Raw genomic sequence first — 26,434 nt, 5'->3', positions numbered from 1 at the left:
CCCCATTGCAGGGAGAACCGCAGCATGAAAATCGCCATTCTTGCACGCAACCCTAATCTGTACTCCCATAAACGGCTTGTCGAGGCCGCGGAAAAACGCGGACATGAAACGCAGATTATCGACACGCTGAAAGTGTATATCAATATTGCGTCACACCGGCCGCAAATCCGCTACAAGGGGGAAATTCTGGAAGGGTTTGATGCCGTCATCCCGAGGATCGGCGCGTCCATCACCTTTTACGGTACGGCCGTCCTGCGCCAGTTCGAAGTTCAGGGGGTATATCCTCTGAACGAGTCGGTTGCCATATCGCGGTCCCGCGACAAGCTGCGCAGTCTTCAACTGCTGTCACGGCGGGGTTTGGGACTGCCGGTAACGGCCTTCGCCTCAGCCACGACGGAAGCGGACGATGTGATCGATCAGGTCGGCGGGCCGCCGGTGATCATCAAACTGCTGGAAGGCACACAGGGTGTCGGTGTGGTGCTGGCAGACACGCGTGGCGCAGCGCGCAGCATGATTCAGGCCTTTGGCGGGCTGAATGCCCATATTCTGGTACAGGAGTTCATCAAGGAAGCCCACGGAGAAGATATTCGCTGCCTCGTTGTCGGCGGCAAGGTCGTTGCCGCAATGAAACGCAAGGGCGCGGAAGGCGATTTCCGCTCGAACCTGCACCGGGGCGGTCAGGCAACCGCCGTGCGGATCACGCCCGAGGAACGCTCCACCGCCGTGCGTGCCGCCAAGGTGATGGGATTGAATGTGGCGGGTGTCGACATGCTGCGGTCCAACCACGGCTCGGTGATCATGGAGGTCAATTCCTCACCCGGGCTGGAAGGCGTTGAAAGCGCAACAGGCACAGATGTGGCGGAGAAAATCATCATGTTCCTTGAAAAGAATGCCCGCCCCAACCGCACCGGCACCAAGGGACGCGGCTGATGCCGCTTCGCGGGGCTTTTTCTTTTCAGGGACAAGCGATCCCTGCCGGCAGCCGTGCCACCGTTCCCGTCCCCCTGCCCGGTCAATCGCGCTTCACCCCCACGCTGATGCCGGTGCATATCGTGCATGGCAAGCGCAACGGGCCGACGCTGTTCGTCACCGCCGCCATTCACGGCGATGAAATCGGCGGCATCGACATTGTACGGCGTCTGCTGCGCCATACCGCCCTGAAGCGTTTGAAGGGGACATTGATTGCCGTACCGGTCGTCAATATGTACGGCTTTTTGCAGCATATGCGGTATCTGCCCGACCGCCGCGATCTGAACCGGTCTTTTCCAGGCCGGGAACAAGGCTCGCTGGCGGCCAGGGTCGCGCATGTCCTGCGCACGGAAATCATCGACAGATCGGATTACGGGGTCGATTTGCACACAGGCGCCAATCACCGAACCAATTTCCCCCATATCCGGGCCAATCTGAATGATCCTGAAACAAAAAAACTGGCCCATGCCTTCAACACGGCGGTGATCGTCAACGCCAATTTGCGGGATGGGTCGCTGCGTCAGTATGCGCTGGAAGCCGGCAAGCCCGTGCTGCTGTATGAAGCAGGCGAAGCCTTTCGCTTCGACCCGACCGCCACAAAGGCAGGCGTGCGCGGACTGGTCGGCGTTCTGGCAGAATTGGGGATGATTGCGAAACGGCGCAAGCCCAAACCACACGCCACGCTGGAAGCGCTGTCATCGCATTGGGTGCGGGCATCGCGGTCCGGTATCGTGACACCGACGGTCAAACCCGGTGACAGGGTGCTGGGCGGCCAGCGACTGGCCAGTATCTCCGACCTGACCGGAGAGGATCACATGGATGTTCTGGCAGAGGACGACGGCATGGTACTTGGCATGAACCAGATGCCCAATGTGAACGAGGGCGACGCCCTGTTTCATATCGCCATGTTCAAAAGCCCCGCACGCGCCGAGGTGGCGGTGGACGCTTTTCACCTGTCACTGGAGGGGCTGGGCGAGGAGGATTACCCCGCCCATGTGCCCGAAGACTGACGGCACGACGGCCCAAGATTGATGGCCACGGATGGCCAACGCAGCTTTTAAGACGCCGGGGCCGTCAAACCGACCCAGCTTGCACGTGCCAGAATGAACAGCAGTACCGAGATGGCCAGTCCGCCGAGGAGACAGGCGCGGCGGACAACCGCGGTGTCTTCAGGGACGGTGCTAACCCCTTCCGGCCCGTGAGCACGAGGATACAGCGGCATAAGTGCGGCATCATAGAGCATCATCACAATGAGCGTGCTGGCATAAAGTACCATTTTCGCGGCAAGCCAGGGCTGGGGAATCGGGCTTTGCGAGAGTAAGGAGAGAATGCCGGCACCACCCACGACCAACACGAAGGACACCTGAAGGATGATGGTGACAACACGCGCGGCCCGCGCCGTACTGCCATGCTGGTGGCGCGCACCGCTCCATGAGATGGCGAGCCAAACCAGAGCAAACGCCCAAGCCCCGAAAGTGGTCCCCGCCTGCAATGTGATCAGGCCGAGATTGCTGGACAATTGCAGGCCCATGGGCAGCATGAGCAGAAACGCGGTTTTCGGAACGCGCTCCACAAGGCGAAGACTGGTGAGCAGAGACGTCCGGCTCGCCATATCCTCATTTCTGTATAACCGGCCCAGCACGACCAGAGTGGCCAAAAGAGAGCCGAACCATATCCCGAACAGGATCACATGCAGAAAAATATGGTGCTGATGGCTCATGTCGGCTCCTCGTCGGTTTTCTGTCTTAGTATTCGCGGCAATTCTATCCTGGCGACGCCGTCTTCAGGCGCGCGGACGGGTAGAATGCAGATCAGCCAGTACCCCAAGCTCATGGCAAAAACAACTGCTGCCGTGGCATAGATATATTCCGGGCTGACTTTTTCATAGTCGAGAATGATGACTTTCCGGGCAATTGCCATAAGGGCCGTCGCCATAACGATCTTCACATGAATGACGTCATCACGCAGATACACTGTGATATTGACAAAAATCTCAATCGCGATCAGCACCACCATGAAAGCGCCGAAAGTGGCAAGAAGATCCGCGATCGTCAGCATCCAGCTGTCACCGGTGGTGAATTTCTTGTAAAGCACCCAACCCACATCTATGACGCCAAAGAAAATCACCACCGTCATCAGGATGGCCAGAATTCTGACGGCAACACGGATCAGGCGTTTCAACTGAAAAATCAGCGGATCGTCACTGCGGTAGATATCATCAGGCAATCGCGGCATCCCGTCTTTCCAATTTTTCCACGGCCCTTGGGGCCCCAAGCCTAGCGTCTTTCAAGCGGTTCAGCATCCCGATCCGCCAAGGCTGTCAAACAGCAGCACGGAGCCTCAGCGTCATTTCCCGTATCAGCCTATAAACATTAATGAAAGTGGCTGGAGAAATTTCAGCTATCCTGACATCTTTTTATATATTTTCAACGGCGTTGGGATAACATCTGTCCCACGGATGGGGGATGAATATGCTGAGCAAGCCTTTCATGACCACCCAGGAGATCGCCAAGCTTCTGAAGGTGCGCGAGTCAACGGTGCGATCCTGGATTCACGGTCAGGACCTGCGTGCTGTCAAACTCGGACGGGAATTCCGCATCGCCGTAAAGGATCTGGAGGTGTTTCTGAACGCGCATGCCACATGTCTGCCAGACGGACATGATGACGGCGAAACAGGCTGAAACGACTGTCAAAATACCGCGGCCTGCTTTGCCGGAGTGATTCTTTACTCCGGGTCCTTCCGGGCCCCATGCCCCCGTCCGGCGCACTGCACTCACCGCCGATGCCATACAGGGAAACGTCCGATGACCGATGCCATACGCGACTATATTTTCTATGAGATTGCCGCGCTGCTGGTCCTGGCGGCATCCGCTGGTTTTGTCGGCCTGCTGCTGCGTCAACCGCTGATCGTCAGTTTCATTGCGGTCGGCATTATTGCCGGACCGTCCGTTCTGGATATTGCGCAATCCGAGGAACATATCGACCTGCTGGCCGAGCTGGGCATAGCGCTTCTGCTGTTTCTGGTCGGACTGAAGCTGGACCTGAAGCTGGTGCGCACCCTGGGTCCCGTCGCATTGATGACCGGTCTCGGCCAGGTGGCGTTCACGACCATATTCGGTTTCCTGATCGGGCTGGCCCTCGGGTTCGATACGGTGACAAGCCTGTATATCGCGGTGGCTTTGACGTTTTCATCGACGATCATCATCGTCAAACTGCTCTCCGATAAACGCGAGATCAATTCCCTCCATGGACGAATCGCGCTGGGCTTCCTGATCGTTCAGGATCTGGTGGTGGTCATGGCGATGATTGTGCTGTCCGCACTGGGCGTGGGGGCGGCAGGCAATGCCGCGCTGATCGACGTGCTGCTTGTCTTCGGATATGGCGCCATGATGCTGGCCGCTGTCGGCCTGTTTATCCGCTTTATCGCCAATCCGCTTGTCGAACGCCTGTCCCGCGCGCCGGAGCTGATGGTATCCTTTGCAATCGGTTGGGCGGCGCTCCTTGCGGCAATCGGCTATTATCTGGGCTTTGGCAAGGAACTGGGGGGACTGCTTGCCGGTGTGTCATTGGCCTCGACCTCCTTCCGGGAGGCAATCGCCGCCCGGCTGGCCTCTCTCCGGGATTTTCTGCTGCTGTTTTTCTTCATTGCGCTGGGCGCGTCACTGGACCTGTCGATCCTCGGGGCCAGCGTCAGCGCGGCCAGCGTCTTTGCCCTTTTCGTCCTGATCGGCAACCCACTGATCGTGTTGGCGATCATGGGGGCGATGGGATACCGCAGGCGCACAGGATTTCTAGCCGGCCTGACAGTGGCGCAAATCAGCGAATTCTCACTAATTTTCATGGCCATGGGGGTTTCCATCGGTCATGTCACGGAGCAGGCGCTCGGCCTGGTGACGCTGGTTGGCCTGATCACAATCGCCGCGTCCACCTATATGATCACCTATTCCCATCAGCTGTATGATCTGATCGACCCGCTTCTGAAAACGTTTGAACGGCGCACGGCAGGCGGCAAGGAAGACGCCTGGACGCCTGGGGACGGCGCTTATGACGCCATTGTCTTCGGTCTGGGACGCTACGGTCTTGCCATCGCACTTGAACTGAAAGATGCCGGCTTCAGGGTGCTTGGCATCGATTTCAGTCCGATAGCCGTACGCAATGCCCGCGCCCGGGATTTCGATGCCATCTTCGGAGACGCGACCGATCCGGAATTTCTGGCGCATCTGCCGCTTGACGGTGTCCGTTGGGCCGTATCAGCCGTACCGGACCACGATACGGGTCTGACCCATGACGACCCCCGGCAATCCCTGATCACAGCTCTGCACGGACTGAATTTCGAAGGACACGTTGCCGTGGCGGCCCACAGCCGCACAGCCGCCGACAGGCTGAAAAGCGCCGGGGCCGACCTTGTTCTTCTGCCGTTTCGCGATGCCGCGGCGCAGGCTGCCCTGCTGATTACCCAAAACAAACCGCCTCATACACCGGCCATTGCCGACCCGGAAGGCCAGAAGGAGTTCGCCCAGTGAACCGCCTTAAGACCGAAGGTAAGGCGACTGTCGGAACGGATGGTAAAACCCACGGTCTGCCGATGAAAAAAATTGTCGCCGTCTGTACGCTGGATGCGCATGACGAAGGGACCCTGAAAGCAGCGACAAACATGGCGCGTGCCCATAACGCGGAACTGACAGTCATGGCGGTGGTGGATATCCCGCCGGAAATCGCCCGACTGTCCGGTGCCACCGGCATTTCGCGGAAAGACATCGAAAACAGCTTCACCGCCGAATATCGCAAGCATGTGAGCCGGCTGACCGCCCGTCATGCACACGGTCTGGACCCCCATATAGAAATCCGAAGCGGCAAGCCTTTCCTTGAAGTGATCAAATACACGCTTGCCCATGGTACCAACATGGTGATCAAGACTGCCGAGGAGTCGAAGGGGCTGCACCGGTATTTCTTTACAAGCATGGACCAGCATCTTTTGCGAAAATGTCCCTGCCCCGTTTGGCTTCGCGTCAACCATGGCGGTCAGCCGGTAAAAACAGTGCTGGCTGCCGTCGATCTCGATATCTTCATGACTGACGAAGCCGATGATCAGAGCGGATTGAACCGTCATATTCTTGAAACCGCGAGCCGTATCGCACAGACCCATGGGGCCGCATTGCATGTCCTACATGCCTGGGACGCGCCGGGGGAGACCAGCGTCCGTCTATGGTCTGACGCGCCGGACGGCAGCAAAGCCGCCGACGACTATGTCCGGGACATCCAGAGGGCCCATGAAAATGCCTTCGACAGGCTGATTGAAGAGGCCGCCGTCTGGACAGAGGGTGGAAAAGATCACCGGACCGCCCTGATCCCCCATTTGAAACGTGGTATCGCCAGGAGCGTTATACCGGAACATGTGCGGGACCTTGGCGCCGATACACTTGTGATCGGGACCATCGCACGCACGGGGGTTCCGGGGTTTTTTATCGGTAATACGGCAGAAGACGTGCTGAACAGTGTCGACTGCTCCGTGGTAACAGTGAAACCGCCCCACTATGTCAGCCCCATAGAACCGGATTGAACAAGAAAGACGGCACCCTTATCGGATGCCGTCTTGTAAAATCGCCGTTTGTAGGCTGGTCTGACAGACAGATCGCCTGCGCGTCATCACACTGGCGGATCAGGCCGTGCCGATTTCATCGCCGAATGGCAGACGGTAAAAACGCTGGCCGGTCGCATCCGCGATCGCATTGGCGACGGCCGGTGCGACAGGCGGCACGCCGGGCTCGCCAACACCGGTCGGTGCTTCGCCCGAGGCAACGACATGGACTTCGATATCGGGCATGTCGTTGATGCGCAGCGGTTCGTAAGTGTCAAAATTGTCCTGGTCGACGATACCGTCGGTCAGGGTGATCGCTTCACGCAAGGCCGCCGACAAACCATAGCCGATGCCCCCTTCCATCTGAGCAACGATAATATCGGGATTGATGGCGATACCGCAGTCAACGGCACAGATTATACGGTCCACTTTCAGTCCGTTATCATCCACCGTCACTTCGGCCACCTGGGCGACAAAGCTGTTGAAACTTTCATGCACAGCCACACCGCGGCCACGTCTGGCGCCGGCCCGTGCCACAAGCGGCGTACCCCAGCCGGACTTGTCCAAGACCGTTTCCAGAACCTGTAAATGGCGGGGGTGATTCCGGAGCAGGCTGCGGCGCAGATCACCGGGGTCCTGCCCCGCCTTTTTCGCCAGCATGTCGAAAAAGACTTCGGTCACGTAACCGTTATGGGTATGTCCGACGGACCGCCACCACAATGTGGTCACACCATTGTCCACCAGATGCAGGTCCACCGATACATTGGGAATGTCGTAGGGCAAGCCCCGCGCCCCCTCGACAGAGGTGCCGTCAACACCCCCTTCGATCAGAATCTCAAAGGGCGTATCCTTGAGAAAGGTCTGCATGACGATACGGTGATCCCAGGCGACCAGTCTGCCGTCAACGTCGAGACCGCCGCGCAGACGGTGAAAGCTCATCGGACGGTACCGCCCGCCATGCATGTCGTCCTCACGCGTCCAAATCAGTTTCACCGGTGCCTTACCGCCAATGGCCTTGGCGACCATGGCGGCTTCTGCCGCATAATCACTGTCAGGAACGGCGCGGCGGCCAAAACTGCCCCCGGCGAAGTGGGTGTGGACATATACCTTGTCAAGTGGAAGGCCGACAATACCCGCAACAATCTGCCGGTCGACCGTGGGCATCTGCGCACCGCTAAAGACATCGCAGCGGTCCGTTTTAAGATCGACGACACAGTCCATGGGTTCCATCGTCGCATGGGCCAGGAATGGAAAGTCGAATTCGGCCTCGATCACGTCTTCGGCATCGGCGAGCGCCGCCTCGGCATCCCCGGTGAGACGGGCACTTGCCCCCTTTGTTTTGGCGGTTTCCTTATAATCGGACAACATTTCAGCACTGCCGCGCATTTCGGCATTGGTAAAGTCCCACTGGACCTCAAGAGCCTCCCGGCCCCTGGTCGCAGCCCAAAAGCCATCCGCCACGACGGCAACCCCGCGTGGAATTGCAACAACATGCCGAACGCCGCTGATTTTCTTTGCCTTATCCGCGTTGAAGGCGGCAAGCACGGCACCGAAGCGGGGCGGATGGGCCACCAGTGCCACAAGCATGCCGGGCCGCGTCACATCAAGGGTATAGGTGGCCGTGCCATCAGTTTTTGACGGGCTGTCCAGACGGGGCAATGTTGCGCCGATCAGGGTAAAGTCTTTCGGGTCCTTCAGGACAGGTTCGGCAGGCGGCACCTGATCCGCCGCCAGTGTCGCCAGATCGCCAAAGCTGGCGCTGCGCCCGCTTTCCGGATCGGTCACACGCCCCTTTTCAACCCGCAGACCACCGACAGGAACACCGAAACGTTCAGCCGCCGCAGCGACCAGCATGGCCCTGGCGGCCGCGCCGGCCTGACGCATCTGCATCCAGCTGTTGGCGATCGCCGTGGATCCGCCGGTAACCTGGATGCCAAAGAAAAGATTTTTGTACAGTTCATCATTGGCCGGTGCGAATTCAAACTGCATCTGCGACCAGTCCGCGTCCAGCTCTTCCGCAACGATGGTGGTCAGACCGGTGGTGATGCCCTGCCCCTTGTCCAGATGTTTTATGACAACGGTGACCGTGTTGTCCGGCTGGATCCGGACAAAAGGGTTCAAATCCGCGCCATCATCACCATCCGCGAGCACACCTGCCGGTAAACGCCACCCAACGGCGAAACCACCGGCGGCAAGCGTCACCACCTTCAGAAAAGCGCGACGGGAAACAGGCAGGGCATTATCCGGGGTATGGGCGCCGTCATGCATCGGCCGTCTCCTTCATCAGGTCCGAGGCCCGGTGAATAGCCTTGCGGATACGGTGATATGTGGCACAGCGGCAAAGATTACCGCTCATGGCGTCATCGATATCGGCATCCGACGGTTCGGGGTTTTCCGTCAGAAGGGCCGCCGCGGACATAATCTGCCCGGACTGGCAATACCCGCACTGTACGACATCCAGTTCCCGCCAGGCTGTCTGAATTGCGGCAAACGCAGTCCCGCTGCCGCCTTCGATCGTGGTCACGTCACTTCCTGCCACGGTTTCAACCGGCAGCGAACAAGACCGGACCGGCGTTCCATCAAGATGTACCGTGCAGGCACCGCACAGGGCGATACCACAGCCGAACTTGGTTCCAGTCAAACCGGCTTTTTCACGGATGGCCCACAGGAGGGGCATGTCCGGCTCGACGTCAAGCGTGACGGTCTCGCCATTCAATCGGAATTCAATAGCCAAGGCTCTCTCCAAAGCTTGTCACGTTTTTCACTAAGGGAAACACAGAACGAAAAGAAAAGTCGCCGGTCGGACCGGTCACATGATTTCGAAGTCATCATATAAGACGGCCCGGACGGAAGCCAACCCATGATTCCGGTATATTCTTTCGCACACTTGCAGCAGCGGGCCAGCCACACTGACAATAACATATGAGATAAATACACATACTATGTGACATCTTTGGGTGTGTTCAACAAAGGTTTTGCCCCGATACACTTCAAGATGAGCGGCAATACACTCAATAAGTTGGCTTACGGCGGTGGATCAGCGGCGTATAATGGATACGCCTTTATGAAGCGGCTGGGGGCCGAATGCGTATCGTTTTTCTAACGGCCGTGATTTTCGGCGCCATGGCCTGTGCGACCGCCGGCATGGCAGCCGAGGCGGATCCGGATCGGCAGACGCCCGTTCTGCTCGTCGGGCCCGATATCATGCCCTATATCTATACCGACGACCAGGGACAGCCGGCAGGGATTGTCGCGGATCATGCCGTCACAATCATGCAGGAAAGCGGCCTGGAGTATCGTATTCAGGCCATGCCGTGGAGCCGGGCCTACGGCCTAGCCATGGGGCGTGTAAACACGTTGATCATGATGCTGTCCCGCACGGCGGAACGGGAGAAAACCTTTCACTGGCTGCACCAGCTGTCGCGGGAACGCTTTGAAGTGTATGGCTACCGTCCGCGCATGGGCGATGTCCGGACAGTGGATGACCTGACGAAATCCGGTCACGCCGTTGCCTGCTCGAAGAACAGTATCCAGTGCGATGTGTTGATGGCGGCAGGCATTCCGGAAGAACGCATCGTGAAAATGGAAAACCAGAAAAATCAGCCTTTTCTGCGCCTGGCGAGAATAGGACGGTTTACCTATTTCATCGCGGTGCCGGACATGTTTACGAAGCAGGTCGAGGCACTCGGCCTCGACAAAGGCGATTTTGCCTCTCTCGGTACGGTGGGCGACAGCGTGCCGCTTTACATTGCCGCCCACATCGCAACGGACCCGACCATTCTGGACCGTATCAGGCACGCCATTGACCGCCTGAACAGGCGCGGGATGAGCTTAAAGATCGACCAGTGAGCACAGGACTTCGCCAGAGACGTGCATTAAAGACCGTATCCTTCTGAAACGTCACGAAAATTTCATCAAGCTGTCACGCATGTCACGCCGCCCTGACTATAGAGGGATGCTGCATCGCAAAATACCGGACGGCATGCGTCAGGCCGTCCCATAATATGGAGGAAACCATGCCCAAAAGCATCCTTGCACGCCTATCAGGCAGTGCCAGTTTACTATCCGTTATCATCGCAGGCCCCGCCCTCGCCCAGACAGGCGGACAGGCCGCAGGACAGGACAGCGGCGGCGACCTGGTGGAAGAAATCATCGTCACCACCCAGAAGCGCGAACAGAATTTGCGGGATGTCCCCGTGACGGTCACCAGCTATACGGGGCGTTTTCTCCAAGACCTCAACATCGATGAATTCGACGAAGTATCGGAAATCACACCGGGCCTGATCATCCAGGAGCAAAGCCCGAACAACCCGGCCTTCGTCATCCGCGGGATCACATCGGACAGCGGCTCGGCCCAGATTGCACCGCGCGTATCCATTTATCTGAACGGTGTGGACGTGTCCCGCTCACGCGGGTCGCATTTCGAGCTGTTCGACATTGAACGGGTCGAAGTCGCAAAGGGGCCGCAGGCCACCCTGTTCGGTACGGCGTCCGCCATCGGTGCCGTCTCGGTCATCAGCCGCAAACCTGAAGAGGAAGTGTCCGGCGAAGTGCAGGTCGGCTATGGCAATTTCGACAATTATCTGGCCCGCGGCTATCTGACCGGCGGCAATCAGAATGTGCAGGGCCGTATCGCTTTCAGCTACCGCAAGCGCGATGGTTTCATTGAAAACATCGCCGGCGATCCCGGATCCCAATCCGAGGGCGGTGTCGTGCAGCCGGACCTGAACGGGATTGAACGTCTTGGTGTACGCGGCAGCCTGCGTTTCACCCCCAATGACAATTTCATCGCCGATCTGGTGCTGAATTACGAAGAGAATAACGATACGGGCACAAGCTTCAAATCCGGTGTCTTCGCCCCCACGGGCGGCGCGACCGACCCGTTCAGCTTTGCCGAACTGGGCGGTGCCGGCCCGCGCTCGGAAGAGGTACTGGGCGACGACGAACTGGGCATCGACCGGGAAGTTTACGACGCCAATCTGACCATGCAATGGGCTTTGAACGATAACTGGACGCTGACATCCGTCACCGGTTACCGCGAATTCGACAGTGTCGAGGTGTTCGATGCCGACGGCAGCCAGGCAATCTTCGCCGAATTCGCCGAGGACGCCACCGGTGATCAGTTCAGCCAGGAACTGCGTGCCAATTATGACAGTGACGGGATCAGTGCCTTTTTCGGTGTCAACTATTTCACCGAGGACGGTGAGCAGCGCGTCCCCTTCCTGACGGAGGAAGGCACCTTTCTGCAATGCGCGGCCGGTGTCATACCCGGCCTGCCTTGCGTCGCGCCCGACGGCACGATCGGCTCCGTCACCCTGTCCCAGGGCCAGCCGCCGATTTTCTATGATGCCGAATTCGGCAATACGGGCAGCTTCGATATTTATTCCGCCTTCGCCGATGCCACCGTCAACCTGACGGATCGGCTGGAAGTGACGGCAGGCCTGCGTTTCATTTACGAGGAGCGGGAAAGCGGTGCCTTTGCCCGGCTGCCCAACTCGGTTCTCACGGGCGCGCCCCTGATTGCCTTCGGCAATGTTGATACAGGCGGACAGGTTCTGACGGTTGAAGACGACTTTGACGCTTTCCTGCCCCGCTTCAATCTGCGGTATGAACTCAACGATGATGCCAGCGTCTATGCCACGGTCGCCAAGGGACGGCGCTCCAATGTGATCGATGTGGCCTCGACCCTGGATGAAAACGGCAATGCGGTGGCTGATCCGACCTTCATTCCGGCGGAAATCGTCTGGAACTACGAAGCCGGCTTCAAGGCACGGGTCCTTGACAACCGGGTCGACCTGGCCGCATCGGTATTCTATCAGGATTATGAGAATTTTCAGGTCACCATTCTGGACCCGGACGGGGTGACACGCCCCAGCAATGCCGGTACAGCCAGCAATTTCGGTGTCGAGGCCGAAGTGCGCGGCCAAGTGAATGAATTTCTTCAGCTATTCGGCAACGTGGCCTATATTGATGCAAGCATCGACGATGATCCGGAAAACGGTATTTTCGCCGGCAACCGTTTCCGCCTGCAACCGGAATGGTCGACGGCAGCCGGGGGGCTGTTCTCCTATCCGATCACGGATGACGTGAAGTTTTTCACAAATGCCACATGGACATACCGGTCGGATGTCTTTTTCGAGATCGAAAACCAACAGGTCGCCGGACTCGATATCTCGGAAAACGACGTGCATCTGGTCAATCTGCGCGTCGGCTTCGCCGCGACAGACGACCAGTGGGAAGTCAACTTCTATGCCAACAACCTGTTCGACAGAGAATATATCATCGATGCGGGCAATACGGGCGGCGCCTTCGGCACCCCGACTTTTGTTGCCGGGCCGCCGCGTTTTTACGGCGTACAGCTGACAGGCCGCTTCTGATATAGACGAACATTGTCATTGGCAGGGTGCCGCCGGACCATCCACGGTCCGGCGGCACCCTGCGACGATCAGGGAGAGGAAAGGCATGACGATCTTCACAGGCGGGGCCGATGCGACGGGTACAGGGATCAGCCGGCGCACGGTACTGGGCGGCATGGGTGCCACGCTGGGTGCGACGGCCCTACGCGGTTACGGCGTACAAGCGGATGAACCGGCCCATTTCACGCACGGCGTGGCCAGCGGCGACCCATTAAGCGATCGTGTCGTCATCTGGACACGGGTGATTCCGGGCGACGGCACCTCAAACCGGCTGGATGTTCGCTGGCAGGTGTCCCGGGACACCGCCTTCACCAAAATTGCGGCGGAGGGTACAACCTTCACCAACCGCCAGCGGGATTTTACCGTTAAGATCGACGCCAGGGGGCTGGAGCCGCGCACCCGCTATTATTACCGTTTTATCGCGGAAGGAGTGACAAGTATCACCGGCCGCACCCTGACCCTGCCCGACGAAAATCTGGACGCCGTGAAAATGGCGGTGGTGTCATGTTCCAATTATCCGCAAGGGTATTTCCATATCTACAAGGAAATCGCCAAAAGGCCCGTCCAGCTCGTGCTGCATCTGGGCGATTATATCTATGAATATGAAGAGGGTAAGTATGCGGACAAAGCCATCCTGAAAAAGGGCCGCAATGTCAAACCGCCGCATGAAATCATCAAGCTTGAAGATTATCGTATGCGTTACGGTCTGTACCGCAGCGATCCCGATCTTCAGGCCGTGCATGCCGCGCATCCTTTCATCTGCGTCTGGGACGATCACGAAATCGCCAACGACACCTGGGTGGACGGTGCCGAAAACCACAATGAAGGAGACGGCCCGTTCGAAGCCCGCAAGAAAGCCGCCATTCAGGCCTACAGGGAATGGCTGCCCATCCGCGATGACCGGCCGAGCATGGAAGGCGCACCGGACGGACAAATCTACCGGCGTTTCGATATCGGCATACTGGCCAGCCTGATCATGCTGGACACCCGCCTGATCGGCCGTACAAAAGGTCTGGATTATCAGACGGACCTGCCGATGCGGCAAATTCCGTTTGATTTTTCCGACCCCGAAGCACCAAAGGCCGTATTGGACCCATCGGCCCTGGCAGACCTTCCGGCAGCAGCCATACGACAGATCACCGTGCCCTTCGACATGCGGGACGGTACGCCAAAGCCCGTCACCGACTGGCCGACATTGCAGGGACTTGACCCGAAGGCCCTGCCGCAAGGCTTCGCCTATCTGCCGGATACGGATACCTTCCGCAAGGGCATACTGGGCGACGAAAACCGCACCATGCTGGGCGAAACACAGGAAGACTGGCTGGCGGACACGCTGCAGGCCTCCCGTGACAAGGGCATACCATGGCAGATTCTGGGCCAGCAGGTGCTGATGGGCAAGGTTGGCATGCCCTTACTGCGGGAAGAGGATTTCGACTTTTCCAGGCCCAGTTTCGTCAAACCCGATCTGGTGGGTACGCTGCAGTTCCTGGCGCGCGCGCAGATGCCCTTCAACCTGGATGCCTGGGACGGATATCCGGCGGCCCGGGAAAGGGTGTTCGACCTGATCAAGGCACATGCCAATAATGCCGTCGTCCTTGCCGGGGACACGCACAATGCCTGGGCCTTCAATATGAAGGACAAAGACGGGGCGCCGGTTGCGGTGGAGTTCGGCACGGCATCCGTCAGTTCGCCGGGGCTGGAATCCTATCTGCCCGTAAGCGGTGAACGTATGAGCGATGCGCTGCATGCAGCCAGCCCCGAACTGGCCTATACACAGACGACGCATCGCGGCTGGATGGAAATGACCCTGACCCCGTCAGAGGCGATCACCCAGTGGTTTTTCATCAACACCGTCAAGGAAGAACGCTATGCGCTGGTGCCCGGCGCCATTGCCGTGACAAAAGCGGGTGCTCATGAAATGACGGTCAAACCGATCGTCTGATCATCGGCCCTCAAGGCCTGATAGTGGCCTTCGAGGACAGTCTTGACGCTGCGGTCGGAGTTGACGCCCCGGCCGCAGCTTTTCATTTATCCGCAGTCAGGCGGAAACATGCTGTACGGGCGGACGATCCGCTCTAGGTACACCTGCATCCATTTCAGTACAGTCGGGATAAATATCATATGACAATTTTCAGCGAAGACGCGTGGGACGATACGGCCGCGCTGCGTCGTGCCATTCACGATCTGCCCTTTAACCGGGACCTTGCGGACGGCAGCCTGACGGGTGACCGCTTCCGTTTTTACATGATACAGGATGCGCTGTATCTGGAACAATATGCCCGGGCCCTGGCGACAGCGGCAGCGAAGGCCCCCGAGCCGGATGCCATGGAACGCTTTGCCCTTGCGTCGCAGGAGGCCCTGGTCGTCGAGCGTGCGCTGCACGGCGGTTTCTTTGAAACATTCGGGATCACGGCGGACGAGGCGGCAGCGGCAAGCCCCTCACCAACCTGTTACGGCTATACCAATTTTCTTCTGTCGACAGCACATACCGGTAGCTATGAGGAGCTTGTCGCCGCCATTCTGCCCTGTTTCTGGATTTACTGGGACGTTGGCAGGTATATCGCCGGCAAAACCGGCCCGGACAACCCTTACCAGGCATGGATAGACACCTATTCGGACGCTGACTTCGGTGATGCGGTGGAAGCCGTGATCGCGATCACCAACCGGGCCGCGGCAACAGCGTCCGCTACATGCCGGAACGCCATGCTGAAAGCCTTCAGGCGGTCGACACAGTATGAATGGATGTTCTGGGACAGCGCCTACCGACTGGAAACATGGCCGATCGGCAGCTGACGGCAGACCGGCCTAGCCGGCCCCGGGCAGAGGAATATAACCATCATCCCCCGGCACGGCTGGGAACCGCCGTGCCGCCCAATCCGTCTTGGCGCGGTCTATCCGCTCCCGGCTGCTTGAGACGAAATTCCAGTACAAATGCCGGTCCCCGTCCAGGGGGGCGCCGCCGATCAGCGCAAAACGGCAATCGCCATGTGCCCTGACAGAGGGTGTCGCCCCCTCCTTCAGCACCACAAGCTGAGAAGCACCGAAACACCGGCCTTCACTTTCAAGAGTGCCCCACAGGATATAGAACGCCCGCTCCACTGAGCGGCCCGGCAACGTCAGCGTTCCGCCATCCGGTAGGCTTACATCGGCATAAAGCGTATCGGAATAAACCGCGACAGGCGACCGGCGGTCCCATGCCTGACCGGCCACCAGCATGATATCGGCATCTTCCACCGTGAAACGCGGGATATCGGCTGCGGGCACATGCTGGAAACCGGGGTCGATTTCCTCCCGCTCCCGCGGCAGGGCCAGCCAGACCTGAAGGCCGTGCATGCGCGTTTCCACACCCCGTGCCGTGTCCGGCGACCGTTCGGAATGTACGATGCCCTTGCCCGCGGTCATCCAGTTCACCTCGCCGGGGCGGATCACCTGATCCGTGCCCAAACTGTCACGGTGACGGATTTCCCCGTCAATCATCCATGTCAGGGTGGACAGGCCGATATGCGGATGGGGCGCAACGTCCAGCCCCGTGCCCGCCGGCAAAAGGGCTGGGCCCATTTCATCGAAAAAGACGAATGGCCCGACGCTTCGGCACTCTGCGGCCGGCAAGGCCCGACGCACGTCAAATGCACCGATGCTGCGCGGTTTGGGGGTGACCACCAATGCCACCGGATCGCCGGTATCCGCAATGTCACAGGCCGGGGGGGTCGTATCACGCCATGTCACAATCCACTCTCCGAAACAGGTATGCCTGAAAGTACTTTAAAAGGCTGGCCGGACCGTGCGCAAGGCGGTGCCATATCGTCCTGATTTTGCATCTTGATTTTTCCGGGAAGGCCGGGTTTGATCCTGTTATTTTATAACATCTGGAAGAGCTGATTCAACCCATGTCCGCCCCCCTCATAGACGTGAGCGACATCAGGCACAGATATGGTGACCGGACCGTCCTGTCCCTGCCCGGCTGGACGCTGGAAAAAGGCCAGCACAGTCTTTTGCTGGGACCTTCGGGATCGGGCAAGTCCACTCTTTTGAATATCCTGACGGGCCTGATCACGCCAAGCGAAGGCAGGGTGATGGTGGACGGCGTCTGTATATCAACCCTGCCGCCGGCACGCCGCGATCAGGCCCGGGGACAATTGTTCGGCATTGTCTTTCAAAATATCCGGCTGATTTCAGCCCTGACGGTGCGCCAGAATCTGCGGCTGGCGCGGTCGCTTGCCAAACGTTCCGCGGATGAAAAACTGCTGGAGGACCTTATACAGGGTCTCGGCATTGCGCACCGGGCGGATGCCAAGCCAAGGGCCCTCAGCCAGGGAGAGGCACAGCGGGCGGCAATCGCCCGTGCGGCGGCCCAGAACGCACCGATCCTGATCGCCGATGAACCCACATCCGCACTGGACCGGGGCAATGCCGAGCGGGCCATTGATCTGCTGATGACCGTGGCCGACCGGACGGGCGCGACATTGATCGTCGCCACCCATGACGACCGCATTCGGTCCCGTTTCAGTCATGTGCTCGACCTGGGCGATACGGACATGACGACAGACCCGTCAGACGACAGATCATCCGGGGACATATCATGACGGTCTTTACGCTGGCCCTTGCCTATTTGCGGGACCGCCTGCTGAACACGGTTCTGAATATCCTGCTGCTGGCCCTGGGCGCCGCCACCATCGTGGTTCTGCTGAAATTTTCCGTTCAGATGCAGGAACGCCTGACCCGCGACGCCGAAGGCATAGATCTTGTCGTCGGCGCCAAGGGCAGTCCCCTGCAATTGATCCTGTCGGGCATTTACCATGTCGATGTGCCGACCGGGAACATTCCATGGGAAGACGCGGAGACGATCATGGCAAGCCCCATGGTGGCCGAGGCCCTTCCCCTGGCACTGGGCGATAGTTTCCGAGGGTTCAGGCTGGTCGGAACCGTGCCGGCCTATGCCCGGAAATATGCCGCCGATGTCGCGCAAGGCCGGTTGTGGAACGCCCCTTTCGAAGCCGTCATGGGCGCCGAGGCCGCAGCTCGTCTCGGCATTGCACCGGGCCAGAAATTTGCCAGCGCACACGGTATTGCCGGCGATGAAGACCGGCTGCACGTGCATGAACAGAAACCGTTTACCGTCGTCGGCATCCTGCCGGCAACCGGCAGTGTGGTTGACAGGCTGATTCTGACATCGATCGAAAGCATATGGACCATGCACGGCATCGGCACAGAGTCCCATGATGACCATGATGACCATGATGACCATGATGACCATGATGACCATGATGACCATGATGACCATGATGACCATGATGACCATGATGATAGCCATGAACATGAAGACCATGACAACCATGCAGATGACCATCATGAAAGCGACAGCCATGGAGAAGATGGTCATGGAGAAGAGAGCCACGGGGAGGATGGTCACGGGGAGGATGGTCACGGGGAGGAAAACCACCCTGCAGATCAACATACCGACATACATCATGGCCTGAGAAGCAATGAGGCGGAAAACACCGTGGTGTCGGATGGCCCGGCGCGCGAAGTGACTGTTCTGCTTGTGCGCTATGCAACGCCGCTGGCCGCCCTGCGCCTGCCGCAATGGATTGAGGACGCAAGCGCCCTGCAGGCCGCGGTCCCCGCTATTGAAACGACCCGGCTGTTGTCGCTGGTCGGGGTCGGGCTGGACGCCGTGCGCGGCTTTGCGGTATTGCTGATGATAACGGCTGCGCTCGGCGTGTTTGTCGCCCTTTCGTCGGCCATGGCACAACGGAGATACGATATCGCCATGATGCGGACGATGGGTGCCAGCCGCCGTGCCGTCTTTACCCAGATCGTGACGGAGGGCATGCTGCTGGCGGGCATCGGGGCGCTTGCCGGTCTGGTCATCGGCCATGGTGCGATCGGTGCAGCGGCGGCACTGGTTCCCGGGCTGTCGGATTTCGGGCTGACAGCCATGGGGCTTGTTCCCGGCGAAGGCTGGATTATAGTCGGCGCACTTGTGCTGGGGGGCTTTGCTGCACTGTTGCCGGCCATACAGGCTTACCGCGTCGATATCGCGCAAACATTGGCGCAGGCATCATAACGTTCGCCATCCCGTCGCAGGACCGTGACTGTATGCCGTAAGATAAGGATTGGTCCAAATGATGGGATTCGTTTTGAAAATGGCCGCTTTTCTGTGCTGTATCCTGGCCATCATGGAGCCGGCACACCGCGAGAGCGCGGCCTTCCCCCCACCACAGGAACAGGGGTATGCCGATCCGGATCTGCTGGACCCGGACGGCATCTGGCAACCCGCCCCGACGCCGCCGGGCGCTGTGTCCTGGGCCACCTTTGCAACCACGAAGGTCACCGAAACATTCGATGCCGACAGCTGGACCTTCGAAGCCGATTTCAGCGAGGCCGTGAAAGCCCTTGAAGGTCAGCGGATCAAGGTCAATGGCTTCATGCTGCCCCTGCAGAACGCCGATACCCAAACCCATTTCATCCTGATGGCATATCCGCAGTCCTGTCCGTTTCACTTCAGCATCGGCCCGAGCCAGCTGATTGAGGTCAAGGCTGATTTCGGCGTGGCCTTTTCCTATGAGCCGATCCTGATCGAAGGAACGCTCAATCTGATCACGGATAAGGACAACGGCCTCGTCTACCGGCTTTCCGCGGCCTCCGCCGTGGCCGGCTGAGCGTCTGGCCGCGCAAAAATTCGCCTCCCCTTGCGCTGGATCAAAGTGACCCGCGCCATTATTACCGATAACCATGCTGCACTGCGGCACGACTCAATCGCAGGGCATATATCCAACGGTACGATCGCCGCATCGGTAAAGGGGAAGCACCATGGGCCTGATCGAGAACCGGACGTTCGACGAAATCGCCGTCGGCGATAGCGCTGAGCTGTCCCATATCCTGACACAGCAGGATATCCAGATATTCGCCGCAATGTCCGGCGACGTAAATCCCGCGCATGTGGATGAGGAATACGCCGCCAACAGCCGTTTTCACAAGGTGATTGCCCACGGCATGTGGGGCGGTTCGATGATTTCCACCCTGCTGGGGACCGAACTGCCCGGCCCCGGCACCATTTATGTCGCGCAGACATTGAATTTTCACCGCCCTGTCGGTGTCGGTGACACCATCATTGCCCGCGTAACCGTCACGTCAAAACAGGATAAAAACCGAATTCTGTTCGATTGCGTCTGCCAGAATCAAGCAGGCGAAACGGTCATCACCGGTGAGGCCACCGTGATCGCCCCGGCGGAAAAAATCACCCGGGAACGGGTGAAGCGCCCGGAGCTGGAAATCAAGGAGACACGGGTCACCCGCTATGAACAGCTGCTGGCGCTGACAGACGGTTTCGCGCCTTTGCGCGTGGGTGTTGTCCATCCGACGGACGGCAATTCACTGGGCGGTGCCATAGCCGCGGCCGAGGACGGGATCATAACCCCTATCCTCATCGGACCGGAGGACAAGATCAGAGCCACGGCAGAGGCTGAAAATATCGACCTCGGCCCCTATGAAATCGCGGCCGTGCCGCATTCACATGCCGCCGCGGAAAAAGCCGCGGAGCTGTCCGCGGACGGTACGCTTGAAGCCCTGATGAAAGGCAAGCTGCACACAGACGAACTGATGCATGCCATTCTCACCCGCCCGGCGCTACGCACGGAACGGCGTATGAGCCATGTTTTCGCCTTGGACGCGCCAAGCTATCACAAACCGCTCTATATGACGGACGCCGCGATCAACATCGCGCCGACACTGGAACACAAGGTCGACATCGTTCAGAATGCCATAGACCTGTTCACCACATGCGGCTTCGGTACACCAAAAGTCGCCATTGTGTCCGCGATAGAAACCGTCAATGCACAGGTTCCCTCAACGCTGGATGCCACGGCTCTCTGCAAGATGGCCGAACGCGGACAAATCACCGGTGGGATACTGGACGGGCCGCTCGGTTTCGACAACGCGATCTCAAAAGAAGCCGCCGAAGCCAAAGGAATCCGGTCCGATGTGGCCGGCGATGCGGATATCATCATTGTGCCGGACCTGGAATCCGGCAACATGCTGTATAAACAGATGCGCTACATGTCCGGCGCGGAAGCCGCCGGCGTGGTGCTGGGCGCCCGTGTGCCCATCATCCTGACAAGCCGTGCCGCCGGCAAAGGCATCACCCGCAAAATGTCCGCCGCGCTTGCCCTGCTCTATGTCCGTAAAAAGAACCCCTTGAGTTCCGAGCATGGGGTGGACCTGTGAGCGATGCGATCCTGACCGTCAATGTTGGGTCATCCAGCCTGAAATACGGCCTTTTCGCCTATGGGCCGGAAGGCAGGAAACTGACATCCGGCAACGCGCCCTTTGACCTGAAGGCACCGGATTTTTCACCGGTGATGACCTTGTTGCGCGATCATAAGGACCTGAGGGTCCGGGCCGTCAGTCACCGTGTCGTTCATGGCGGGATACATTACAGCGCACCCGTCATCATCACCGACGATGTCATCCGGGACCTGGATCGCCTGATCCCGCTGGCGCCATTGCACTTGCCGTCGGAACTGGCCGGCATACAGGCGCTTGGCGACAGTCTGGCGGATGCCACGCATGTGGCCTGTTTCGATACGGCCTTCCACGCCACGCAAGACCCTCTCGCCCGTCGTTTCGCCCTGCCCGAACGGTTTTATCAGGAAGGCGTGCGACGGTACGGTTTTCACGGTCTGTCATACGCATCGATTGCCCGGCGCCTGCCCGGTCTTGGACTGGAAAAGGCACGCGTCATCGTGGCCCATCTGGGCAGCGGTGCCAGTGCCTGCGCTATCAGCAACTGTAAAAGCGTCGCCACCACAATGGGGTTTACCGCCCTGGACGGACTGATGATGGGAACACGTTCCGGCAGTGTGGATCCCGGCGTTCTCATCTATCTGATGCGTGAACACAATATGGATGCAGATGCCATAGACCGCCTGTTGTCGAAGGAAAGCGGACTGAAAGGCGTATCCGGCCTGTCGAACGATATGCGGGTTCTGACAGAGAGCGACGATCCGCACGCCAAACTGGCCGTAGACCTTTTCTGTTATCGCGCCGCCGGTGAGATGGCAGGGCTGATCCCGGTCCTTGGCGGCCTGGACAGCATTATTTTCACGGCCGGAATCGGTGAAAACAGTGACACGGTGCGCAAGACCATTGCGGACTATCTGCATTGGGCCACCCCCGTCATCCACACCGTTGAAACGGATGAGGAAAGCATGCTGGCCCTTCATGCCTTTGACATATTGGAGGACGCATGACGCACACACTGCTTGAGGGCAAGAAAGGGCTGATTGTCGGTATTGCGAATGAGCAGAGCATCGCATGGGGCTGTGCCCGCATCATGCGCGACGCCGGTGCAACACTGGCCGTAAGCTACCTGAATGAAAAGGCGAAACCCTTCGTACAGCCATTGGCCGAGCGTGTGGAAGCCCCCATTTTCATGCCACTGGATGTGCGCAGTGAAGAACAGATGCAGAGCCTTTTCCAAAAGATCGAGAAGGAATGGGGCCGGCTGGACTTTCTGATCCATTCCATTGCCTTCGCCCCCAAGGCGGACCTGCACGGACGTGTCGTTGACAGCTCGGTCGGGGGCTTCACACAGGCCATGGACATTTCCTGCCATTCCCTGATGCGCCTGGCGAAAGGGGCGGAACCGTTGATGCGGGATGGCGGCAGCATTTTGACCATGAGTTATTACGGCGCGCAGAAAGTGGTCTCAAATTATAATATGATGGGTCCGGTAAAGGCGGCTCTGGAAAGCTCGGTCGCTTATCTGGCGGTAGAGCTTGGTCCTGCCAAGATACGGGTGAATGCGCTGTCCCCGGGGCCTATTGCCACACGCGCCGCGTCCGGCCTGTCGGACCTGGACAATCTATTGAGCGTCGCTGAAGGCAAATCTCCGCTCCGGCATCTGATCGACCTGGAGGATGTCGGCAATCTGGCGGCGTTTCTGGCCAGCGACCGTGCCAGAGCCATCACCGGCGGCGTCCATTATGTGGACTGCGGGTATGAGGTGGTTGACTGATACCGCCCCAGATCACAGTCACCCATTCTAGGCTCAGAACTCGTTAAATCCACCCAATGACGATGGCCGCGATTTTGATTGCTGCCATAAAAGTATGGGACCACCGGTAATATCATGTTGCGATTCTACGCCAGTCCTTGAGTTTACCGAACATATTCTCGACCTTGTACCGCTGGCGATACAGGCTCTTGTCATAGTCGATTTGCTTCAACCGGTTTCTCTTCGATGGAATACAAGGTTGGATGCCTCGCTCTTTCAGGTGCCCCCTAAACCAGTCGGCATCATAGCCTTTGTCGACCAACAGCTCGGGGGCCTGTGGTAGGTGGGGAGCGAGCATGGCTGTTCCCTTGAAGGCGGTGGCATTATCTGGCGTCAGGCACAACGAGCGAGGTCGCTCCTTACCATCGCAGACCGCACAGCTTTGAGTTCAATCCACCTTTTGTCCGGCCAATGTCGCGGGGAACATCCCCTTTTTTGCCAGACCGGCTGCCGTCCGGTGGGCCTTGAGGTGCGTGGCATCTATCTGTAATTGTTCAGCAATGCACCGTGAGGAAAGCTCCATGAATATCCGGTCAAAAACGCCCATCTCACTCCAGCGCTTGAACCGGTTATAGAGCGTCTAGTGGCAGCCATACGCCTGCGGCGCATCCCGCCATTGCAAGCCTCGCTTCAACACATGCATGATCCCACCGATCATCCGCCGGTCATCAACACGGGGCACCATGCCCCAGTGGAAAATAAGGACGCATACGCTCAATCCGTTCCGCACTCAGATAATACAGCTCGCTCATGGTAAATACTCCTTCCAACACCTGGAAGCATAGATCAACCCTCTCTAACAAGGCCAAAAATTAATAGGTCATGAGCCTAAAGGGGACGAAAAAAGCCGGCTAGAAGTCAAAGGTGACGTCAACACCATACACACGTGGGCGGCCTTTGAAGACAAAACCTCCAGGAGAGAATTCAGCATTATATCGCTCGTCAAAAGCGTTCTTCGTAAATCCCTCAACGCGCCAATTCGGTCCCGTAAGGCCACCGCGCAGATCCACCAAGCTCACTGGATTGCGGACGGTTGAGTTCTCGACGTCCCACCACGTTTTGCCAGTCCGCCGATAATCCGCGCGAAAGATAACCTCCAAATCCGTGCTGCCGATGGGTTGGTTGTATTGCAAACCCACGTTCAGCGTGGTGCGAGATACAAGGGGGACTTGATTGCCAATACGGCTTGCGTCGGCGAACTCTTCGATTTCGCTGTCCGTGAAACCAAATCCGACATTGAGTCGGAGATAGTCGGTCAGGGCAGCTGTCGCATCAAACTCAAAGCCCTGGATGCGCGCCTCAGGAACAATTCCCAGATTCTGCGTTGAGTTAGCAGCTAGAAAAACAAAGAAATAAGAGTTTTGAGAATTGATCGTGAACGCTGCCATGTTTGCCTGGACACGACCATCAAACAGCGCCGCCTTTGCACCTAGCTCAAACGTGTCGGCAGTTTCCGCTTCAAAGAAATCACTGACGCCTACGATCCCATTGGCGACCGCAACCGATCCGACACCGGTTTGGTTAAATCCGCCAGAACGAAAACCGCGGGCATAACTTCCGTATAGCGTCAGATCCGGGGTCGGTTGCCACGTCAGGGTAATTTTGGGCTGCCAATCGTCAAACGAACGCTTACGTACATCACCGGTCACAGCTTCTGGGAAACCTGGGATATTCGGCAAGAACTCCGGCGGTGTCAGCGTCGTATTCTCCCGTGTATCTCTGTCGTACCGCAGGGATAAATCAATTTCGAGGTTATCCAGAATGCTATAAGAAGTATTCGCGAATACGGCCCATGCAAATTGATTTTGATCATCAGCCAAAAATGTCGATTGCGGGTTTAGCGGGTTGGTGCTGGGCTCACGGAAGACAGGAAAAACCCCGTTGCCCAAATCGACCATGTTCCCAGTGGAAATGAACCGATCGGTGCCAACAAAATAGGCGCCTACGATATACCGAAACTTGCGGTCTGCGGGCGAAGTCCACCGAATGTCTTCGCTCCATGCAGTGACATCCGTGAATTGGCTTTGGTTAAAGTCCACACCAAAGAGGTCGAAAAAGAAAGAGTCTTCGATGGGAAGAAAATCGAAGGCGTCTCCGGTGGAGATCTCCTCAAGGGAATCATAGGCTGTGACGGACGTCAGGGTACCATAGTCTGTTTCGTACGTTACCTTTAACGACGTACCCCAGAGATCCCGATCATTTTGTCCTCTGTTGTTGACCCGCACAGGAAGACTCGTGTCGTTCACGTCATTCGTGATGTTGAAGTACAGGGACTGGGTCCGCAGCAGACCAACATATGCCCTTAAGTCAATCTCCAGATTGTCCGAAGCCTGCCAAACCAACCGCCCTCGGAAGGACGTATCTTCGTATGGATCGGCGTCCTCACCCAAAAAGGTGTTAGGGATGTATCCGTTTGTATCAACGCGTGAGCCGGATACTCGAAAGAATAGGTTATCCGTCAGTCCACCACTCAACGCACCACGCAAGGTATAGCCGAAGCCGTTGTCGACCCCTGCCTGGACCCGTCCCTCCAATACATCACTAGGTTGCTTGGTCTTAATCACGATGGCGCCGCCAATAGCATTGCGACCATACAGTCCGCCTTGCGGGCCTTTCAGAACTTCGATCTGCTGAATGTCAAACAGCTCTTGATTGAATTGCGCTGAATTGACTTGTTGAACACCGTCTATGATGACGGCCACTGAGGGTTCAGAGTTTCGGGCCTGTGAGATGCCGCGAACGACAACAAAAGCGTTGCCAGCGTTTTGCGTTTCAACCAGTTGAACATTAGACGTAAGATTGATGAAGTCTGACGGGCGCTCGATGCCGGCGGATTGGATCGTTGTCTCTGAATAGGCCGCAACCGCTGCCGGAATATCTTGCAGGCTCTCAGCCCGCTTCCGCGCTGTCACAAAGATTTCTTCCACGACAAATCCGGGATTGTCAGCTGTTTGACCGAATGCGTGGTTGCTCGATAGCCCGGCAGCAATGACGGACGAAGCCATCAATATACGCCGTAAGTGAAGCTGACAGGTCATTTGGATCCCCCCCTTTAATCCCTGCTGCGCAACACGCAACACATCTGCGTCGGAACCAACCCATCATGCTGCGTCAGCGTCCGAGCTTATTGTTTCGAAAATCGAAGTCAAGTTCGAATAACGAATTTATTGATATTTTTTACGAGATGATTTGGGCCGGCACAATAAAAGCCGGCAAAAAGTGCGAATGTGCCACTGACGTCAAGACCAACCAAGAGAGGCGCAATGACCAAGATCTTTTGGTTCCTCGGTTGCCAACTTAAGAGCCCGGTTAAGCCGAAGTTTTTCGAAGGACAAATGAACATATGCGATGAGACCGAAGTCGCAACCAGTCAGAAAACGCCCAGAATAGGCGGCGGGTTTCTGGGGCTCAGCG

Annotated in this window: 21 protein-coding genes and 1 pseudogene; 15 read left to right on the top strand and 7 right to left on the bottom strand. The window is 58.0% G+C overall.

What is annotated here, in order from left to right:
- The first annotated feature begins 24 nt into the window (after positions 1–24).
- On the top strand, positions 25–930 hold the full coding sequence (rimK, locus tag BXY39_RS11925; protein ID WP_121939117.1) for a 30S ribosomal protein S6--L-glutamate ligase: 906 nt from the start codon (positions 25–27) through the stop codon (positions 928–930).
- A complete protein-coding gene (locus BXY39_RS11920) occupies positions 930–1,979 on the top strand; it encodes a succinylglutamate desuccinylase/aspartoacylase family protein (RefSeq protein WP_121939116.1) in 1,050 nt (349 codons plus the stop codon). The genes rimK and BXY39_RS11920 overlap by 1 nt, the downstream gene beginning before the upstream one ends.
- Before the next feature lie 47 nt (positions 1,980–2,026).
- Here BXY39_RS11920 and BXY39_RS11915 read toward each other — a convergent pair whose 3' ends face one another.
- Both BXY39_RS11915 and BXY39_RS11910 read right to left on the bottom strand, forming a co-directional pair.
- On the bottom strand, positions 2,027–2,689 hold the full coding sequence (locus tag BXY39_RS11915) for a hypothetical protein (RefSeq protein WP_121939115.1): 663 nt from the start codon (positions 2,687–2,689) through the stop codon (positions 2,027–2,029).
- On the bottom strand, positions 2,686–3,204 hold the full coding sequence (locus BXY39_RS11910; protein WP_121939114.1) for a phosphate-starvation-inducible PsiE family protein: 519 nt from the start codon (positions 3,202–3,204) through the stop codon (positions 2,686–2,688). Before BXY39_RS11910 ends, BXY39_RS11915 begins: the two co-directional genes overlap by 4 nt.
- A 236-nt stretch (positions 3,205–3,440) precedes the next feature.
- On the opposite strand from BXY39_RS11910, the gene BXY39_RS11905 reads away from it, so the two are divergent.
- The 3 genes from BXY39_RS11905 (at position 3,441) to BXY39_RS11895 (ending at position 6,529) form a co-directional block, all read left to right on the top strand.
- A complete protein-coding gene (locus BXY39_RS11905) occupies positions 3,441–3,650 on the top strand; it encodes a helix-turn-helix domain-containing protein (RefSeq protein ID WP_121939306.1) in 210 nt (69 codons plus the stop codon).
- Between the two features lie 123 nt (positions 3,651–3,773).
- The gene (locus BXY39_RS11900) at positions 3,774–5,492 is read left to right on the top strand and encodes a cation:proton antiporter (protein WP_121939113.1); all 1,719 of its coding nucleotides are present in this window, start codon (positions 3,774–3,776) and stop codon (positions 5,490–5,492) included.
- Positions 5,489–6,529 carry a universal stress protein gene (locus BXY39_RS11895; protein ID WP_121939112.1) on the top strand — a complete coding sequence of 347 codons (1,041 nt, stop codon included), beginning with the start codon at positions 5,489–5,491 and terminating at the stop codon, positions 6,527–6,529. The genes BXY39_RS11900 and BXY39_RS11895 overlap by 4 nt, the downstream gene beginning before the upstream one ends.
- Positions 6,530–6,628: 99 nt before the next feature.
- Here BXY39_RS11895 and BXY39_RS11890 read toward each other — a convergent pair whose 3' ends face one another.
- Together BXY39_RS11890 and BXY39_RS11885 are read right to left on the bottom strand one after the other, a co-directional pair.
- Positions 6,629–8,815, bottom strand: coding sequence for a xanthine dehydrogenase family protein molybdopterin-binding subunit (locus tag BXY39_RS11890; RefSeq protein ID WP_121939111.1), 2,187 nt, complete (start codon positions 8,813–8,815; stop codon positions 6,629–6,631).
- On the bottom strand, positions 8,808–9,275 hold the full coding sequence (locus BXY39_RS11885; RefSeq protein ID WP_211332240.1) for a (2Fe-2S)-binding protein: 468 nt from the start codon (positions 9,273–9,275) through the stop codon (positions 8,808–8,810). Before BXY39_RS11885 ends, BXY39_RS11890 begins: the two co-directional genes overlap by 8 nt.
- A 356-nt stretch (positions 9,276–9,631) precedes the next feature.
- On the opposite strand from BXY39_RS11885, the gene BXY39_RS11880 reads away from it, so the two are divergent.
- The 4 genes from BXY39_RS11880 (at position 9,632) to tenA (ending at position 15,756) form a co-directional block, all read left to right on the top strand.
- Positions 9,632–10,396, top strand: a complete 765-nt coding sequence (locus tag BXY39_RS11880; protein ID WP_121939109.1) for a substrate-binding periplasmic protein — start codon at positions 9,632–9,634, stop codon at positions 10,394–10,396.
- Between the two features lie 167 nt (positions 10,397–10,563).
- The gene (locus tag BXY39_RS11875) at positions 10,564–12,924 is read left to right on the top strand and encodes a TonB-dependent receptor (RefSeq protein ID WP_211332224.1); all 2,361 of its coding nucleotides are present in this window, start codon (positions 10,564–10,566) and stop codon (positions 12,922–12,924) included.
- A gap of 85 nt (positions 12,925–13,009) precedes the next feature.
- On the top strand, positions 13,010–14,905 hold the full coding sequence (locus tag BXY39_RS11870; RefSeq protein WP_121939107.1) for an alkaline phosphatase D family protein: 1,896 nt from the start codon (positions 13,010–13,012) through the stop codon (positions 14,903–14,905).
- Between the two features lie 179 nt (positions 14,906–15,084).
- Positions 15,085–15,756, top strand: a complete 672-nt coding sequence (tenA, locus tag BXY39_RS11865) for a thiaminase II (protein ID WP_121939106.1) — start codon at positions 15,085–15,087, stop codon at positions 15,754–15,756.
- A gap of 12 nt (positions 15,757–15,768) precedes the next feature.
- On the opposite strand, the gene BXY39_RS11860 is transcribed toward tenA, so the two are convergent.
- Positions 15,769–16,689 carry a pirin family protein gene (locus BXY39_RS11860; protein ID WP_170163804.1) on the bottom strand — a complete coding sequence of 307 codons (921 nt, stop codon included), beginning with the start codon at positions 16,687–16,689 and terminating at the stop codon, positions 15,769–15,771.
- Between the two features lie 161 nt (positions 16,690–16,850).
- Between BXY39_RS11860 and BXY39_RS11855 the strand changes: the two genes are divergently transcribed.
- From BXY39_RS11855 to fabI, 6 genes are all read left to right on the top strand, one after another.
- Positions 16,851–17,546 (top strand): ABC transporter ATP-binding protein, encoded by a 696-nt coding sequence (locus BXY39_RS11855; RefSeq protein ID WP_211332223.1) that lies wholly within the window; start codon positions 16,851–16,853, stop codon positions 17,544–17,546.
- Positions 17,543–19,030, top strand: coding sequence for an ABC transporter permease (locus BXY39_RS11850; RefSeq protein ID WP_121939104.1), 1,488 nt, complete (start codon positions 17,543–17,545; stop codon positions 19,028–19,030). The genes BXY39_RS11855 and BXY39_RS11850 overlap by 4 nt, the downstream gene beginning before the upstream one ends.
- A 58-nt stretch (positions 19,031–19,088) precedes the next feature.
- Complete coding sequence (locus tag BXY39_RS11845; protein WP_121939103.1) at positions 19,089–19,625, top strand: DUF3299 domain-containing protein; 537 nt, start codon at positions 19,089–19,091, stop codon at positions 19,623–19,625.
- Between the two features lie 151 nt (positions 19,626–19,776).
- Complete coding sequence (locus BXY39_RS11840) at positions 19,777–21,189, top strand: bifunctional enoyl-CoA hydratase/phosphate acetyltransferase (protein WP_121939102.1); 1,413 nt, start codon at positions 19,777–19,779, stop codon at positions 21,187–21,189.
- Positions 21,186–22,214 (top strand): acetate/propionate family kinase, encoded by a 1,029-nt coding sequence (locus BXY39_RS11835; RefSeq protein ID WP_121939101.1) that lies wholly within the window; start codon positions 21,186–21,188, stop codon positions 22,212–22,214. Before BXY39_RS11840 ends, BXY39_RS11835 begins: the two co-directional genes overlap by 4 nt.
- Entirely contained in the window at positions 22,211–22,981 is a 771-nt protein-coding gene (fabI, locus tag BXY39_RS11830) for an enoyl-ACP reductase FabI (protein WP_121939100.1), read from the top strand. Before BXY39_RS11835 ends, fabI begins: the two co-directional genes overlap by 4 nt.
- A gap of 43 nt (positions 22,982–23,024) precedes the next feature.
- Here fabI and BXY39_RS11825 read toward each other — a convergent pair.
- Both BXY39_RS11825 and BXY39_RS11820 read right to left on the bottom strand, forming a co-directional pair.
- Positions 23,025–23,772 (bottom strand): annotated as a pseudogene (locus tag BXY39_RS11825) (IS5 family transposase).
- A gap of 99 nt (positions 23,773–23,871) precedes the next feature.
- The gene (locus BXY39_RS11820; RefSeq protein ID WP_245999106.1) at positions 23,872–26,058 is read right to left on the bottom strand and encodes a TonB-dependent receptor; all 2,187 of its coding nucleotides are present in this window, start codon (positions 26,056–26,058) and stop codon (positions 23,872–23,874) included.
- Positions 26,059–26,434: the final 376 nt, after the last annotated feature.

This window comes from Eilatimonas milleporae (assembly GCF_003688555.1).
Classification (GTDB): Bacteria; Pseudomonadota; Alphaproteobacteria; order Sphingomonadales; family Kordiimonadaceae; genus Eilatimonas; species Eilatimonas milleporae.
The sequence above is the reverse complement of the archived record's forward strand: the minus strand, read 5'-3'. Positions and strand labels throughout refer to the sequence as shown.

Coding starts and splice junctions, on each gene's coding strand:
- BXY39_RS11840 (WP_121939102.1), top strand. CDS start 19,777: ATGGGCCTGATCGAGAACCGGACGTTCGACGAAATCGCCGTCGGCGAT.
- BXY39_RS11820 (WP_245999106.1), bottom strand. CDS start 26,058: ATGACCTGTCAGCTTCACTTACGGCGTATATTGATGGCTTCGTCCGTC.
- BXY39_RS11870 (WP_121939107.1), top strand. CDS start 13,010: ATGACGATCTTCACAGGCGGGGCCGATGCGACGGGTACAGGGATCAGC.
- BXY39_RS11910 (WP_121939114.1), bottom strand. CDS start 3,204: ATGCCGCGATTGCCTGATGATATCTACCGCAGTGACGATCCGCTGATT.
- BXY39_RS11880 (WP_121939109.1), top strand. CDS start 9,632: ATGCGTATCGTTTTTCTAACGGCCGTGATTTTCGGCGCCATGGCCTGT.
- tenA (WP_121939106.1), top strand. CDS start 15,085: ATGACAATTTTCAGCGAAGACGCGTGGGACGATACGGCCGCGCTGCGT.
- BXY39_RS11890 (WP_121939111.1), bottom strand. CDS start 8,815: ATGCATGACGGCGCCCATACCCCGGATAATGCCCTGCCTGTTTCCCGT.
- BXY39_RS11920 (WP_121939116.1), top strand. CDS start 930: ATGCCGCTTCGCGGGGCTTTTTCTTTTCAGGGACAAGCGATCCCTGCC.
- BXY39_RS11905 (WP_121939306.1), top strand. CDS start 3,441: ATGCTGAGCAAGCCTTTCATGACCACCCAGGAGATCGCCAAGCTTCTG.
- BXY39_RS11875 (WP_211332224.1), top strand. CDS start 10,564: ATGCCCAAAAGCATCCTTGCACGCCTATCAGGCAGTGCCAGTTTACTA.
- BXY39_RS11915 (WP_121939115.1), bottom strand. CDS start 2,689: ATGAGCCATCAGCACCATATTTTTCTGCATGTGATCCTGTTCGGGATA.
- BXY39_RS11850 (WP_121939104.1), top strand. CDS start 17,543: ATGACGGTCTTTACGCTGGCCCTTGCCTATTTGCGGGACCGCCTGCTG.
- BXY39_RS11845 (WP_121939103.1), top strand. CDS start 19,089: ATGATGGGATTCGTTTTGAAAATGGCCGCTTTTCTGTGCTGTATCCTG.
- rimK (WP_121939117.1), top strand. CDS start 25: ATGAAAATCGCCATTCTTGCACGCAACCCTAATCTGTACTCCCATAAA.
- fabI (WP_121939100.1), top strand. CDS start 22,211: ATGACGCACACACTGCTTGAGGGCAAGAAAGGGCTGATTGTCGGTATT.
- BXY39_RS11855 (WP_211332223.1), top strand. CDS start 16,851: ATGTCCGCCCCCCTCATAGACGTGAGCGACATCAGGCACAGATATGGT.
- BXY39_RS11900 (WP_121939113.1), top strand. CDS start 3,774: ATGACCGATGCCATACGCGACTATATTTTCTATGAGATTGCCGCGCTG.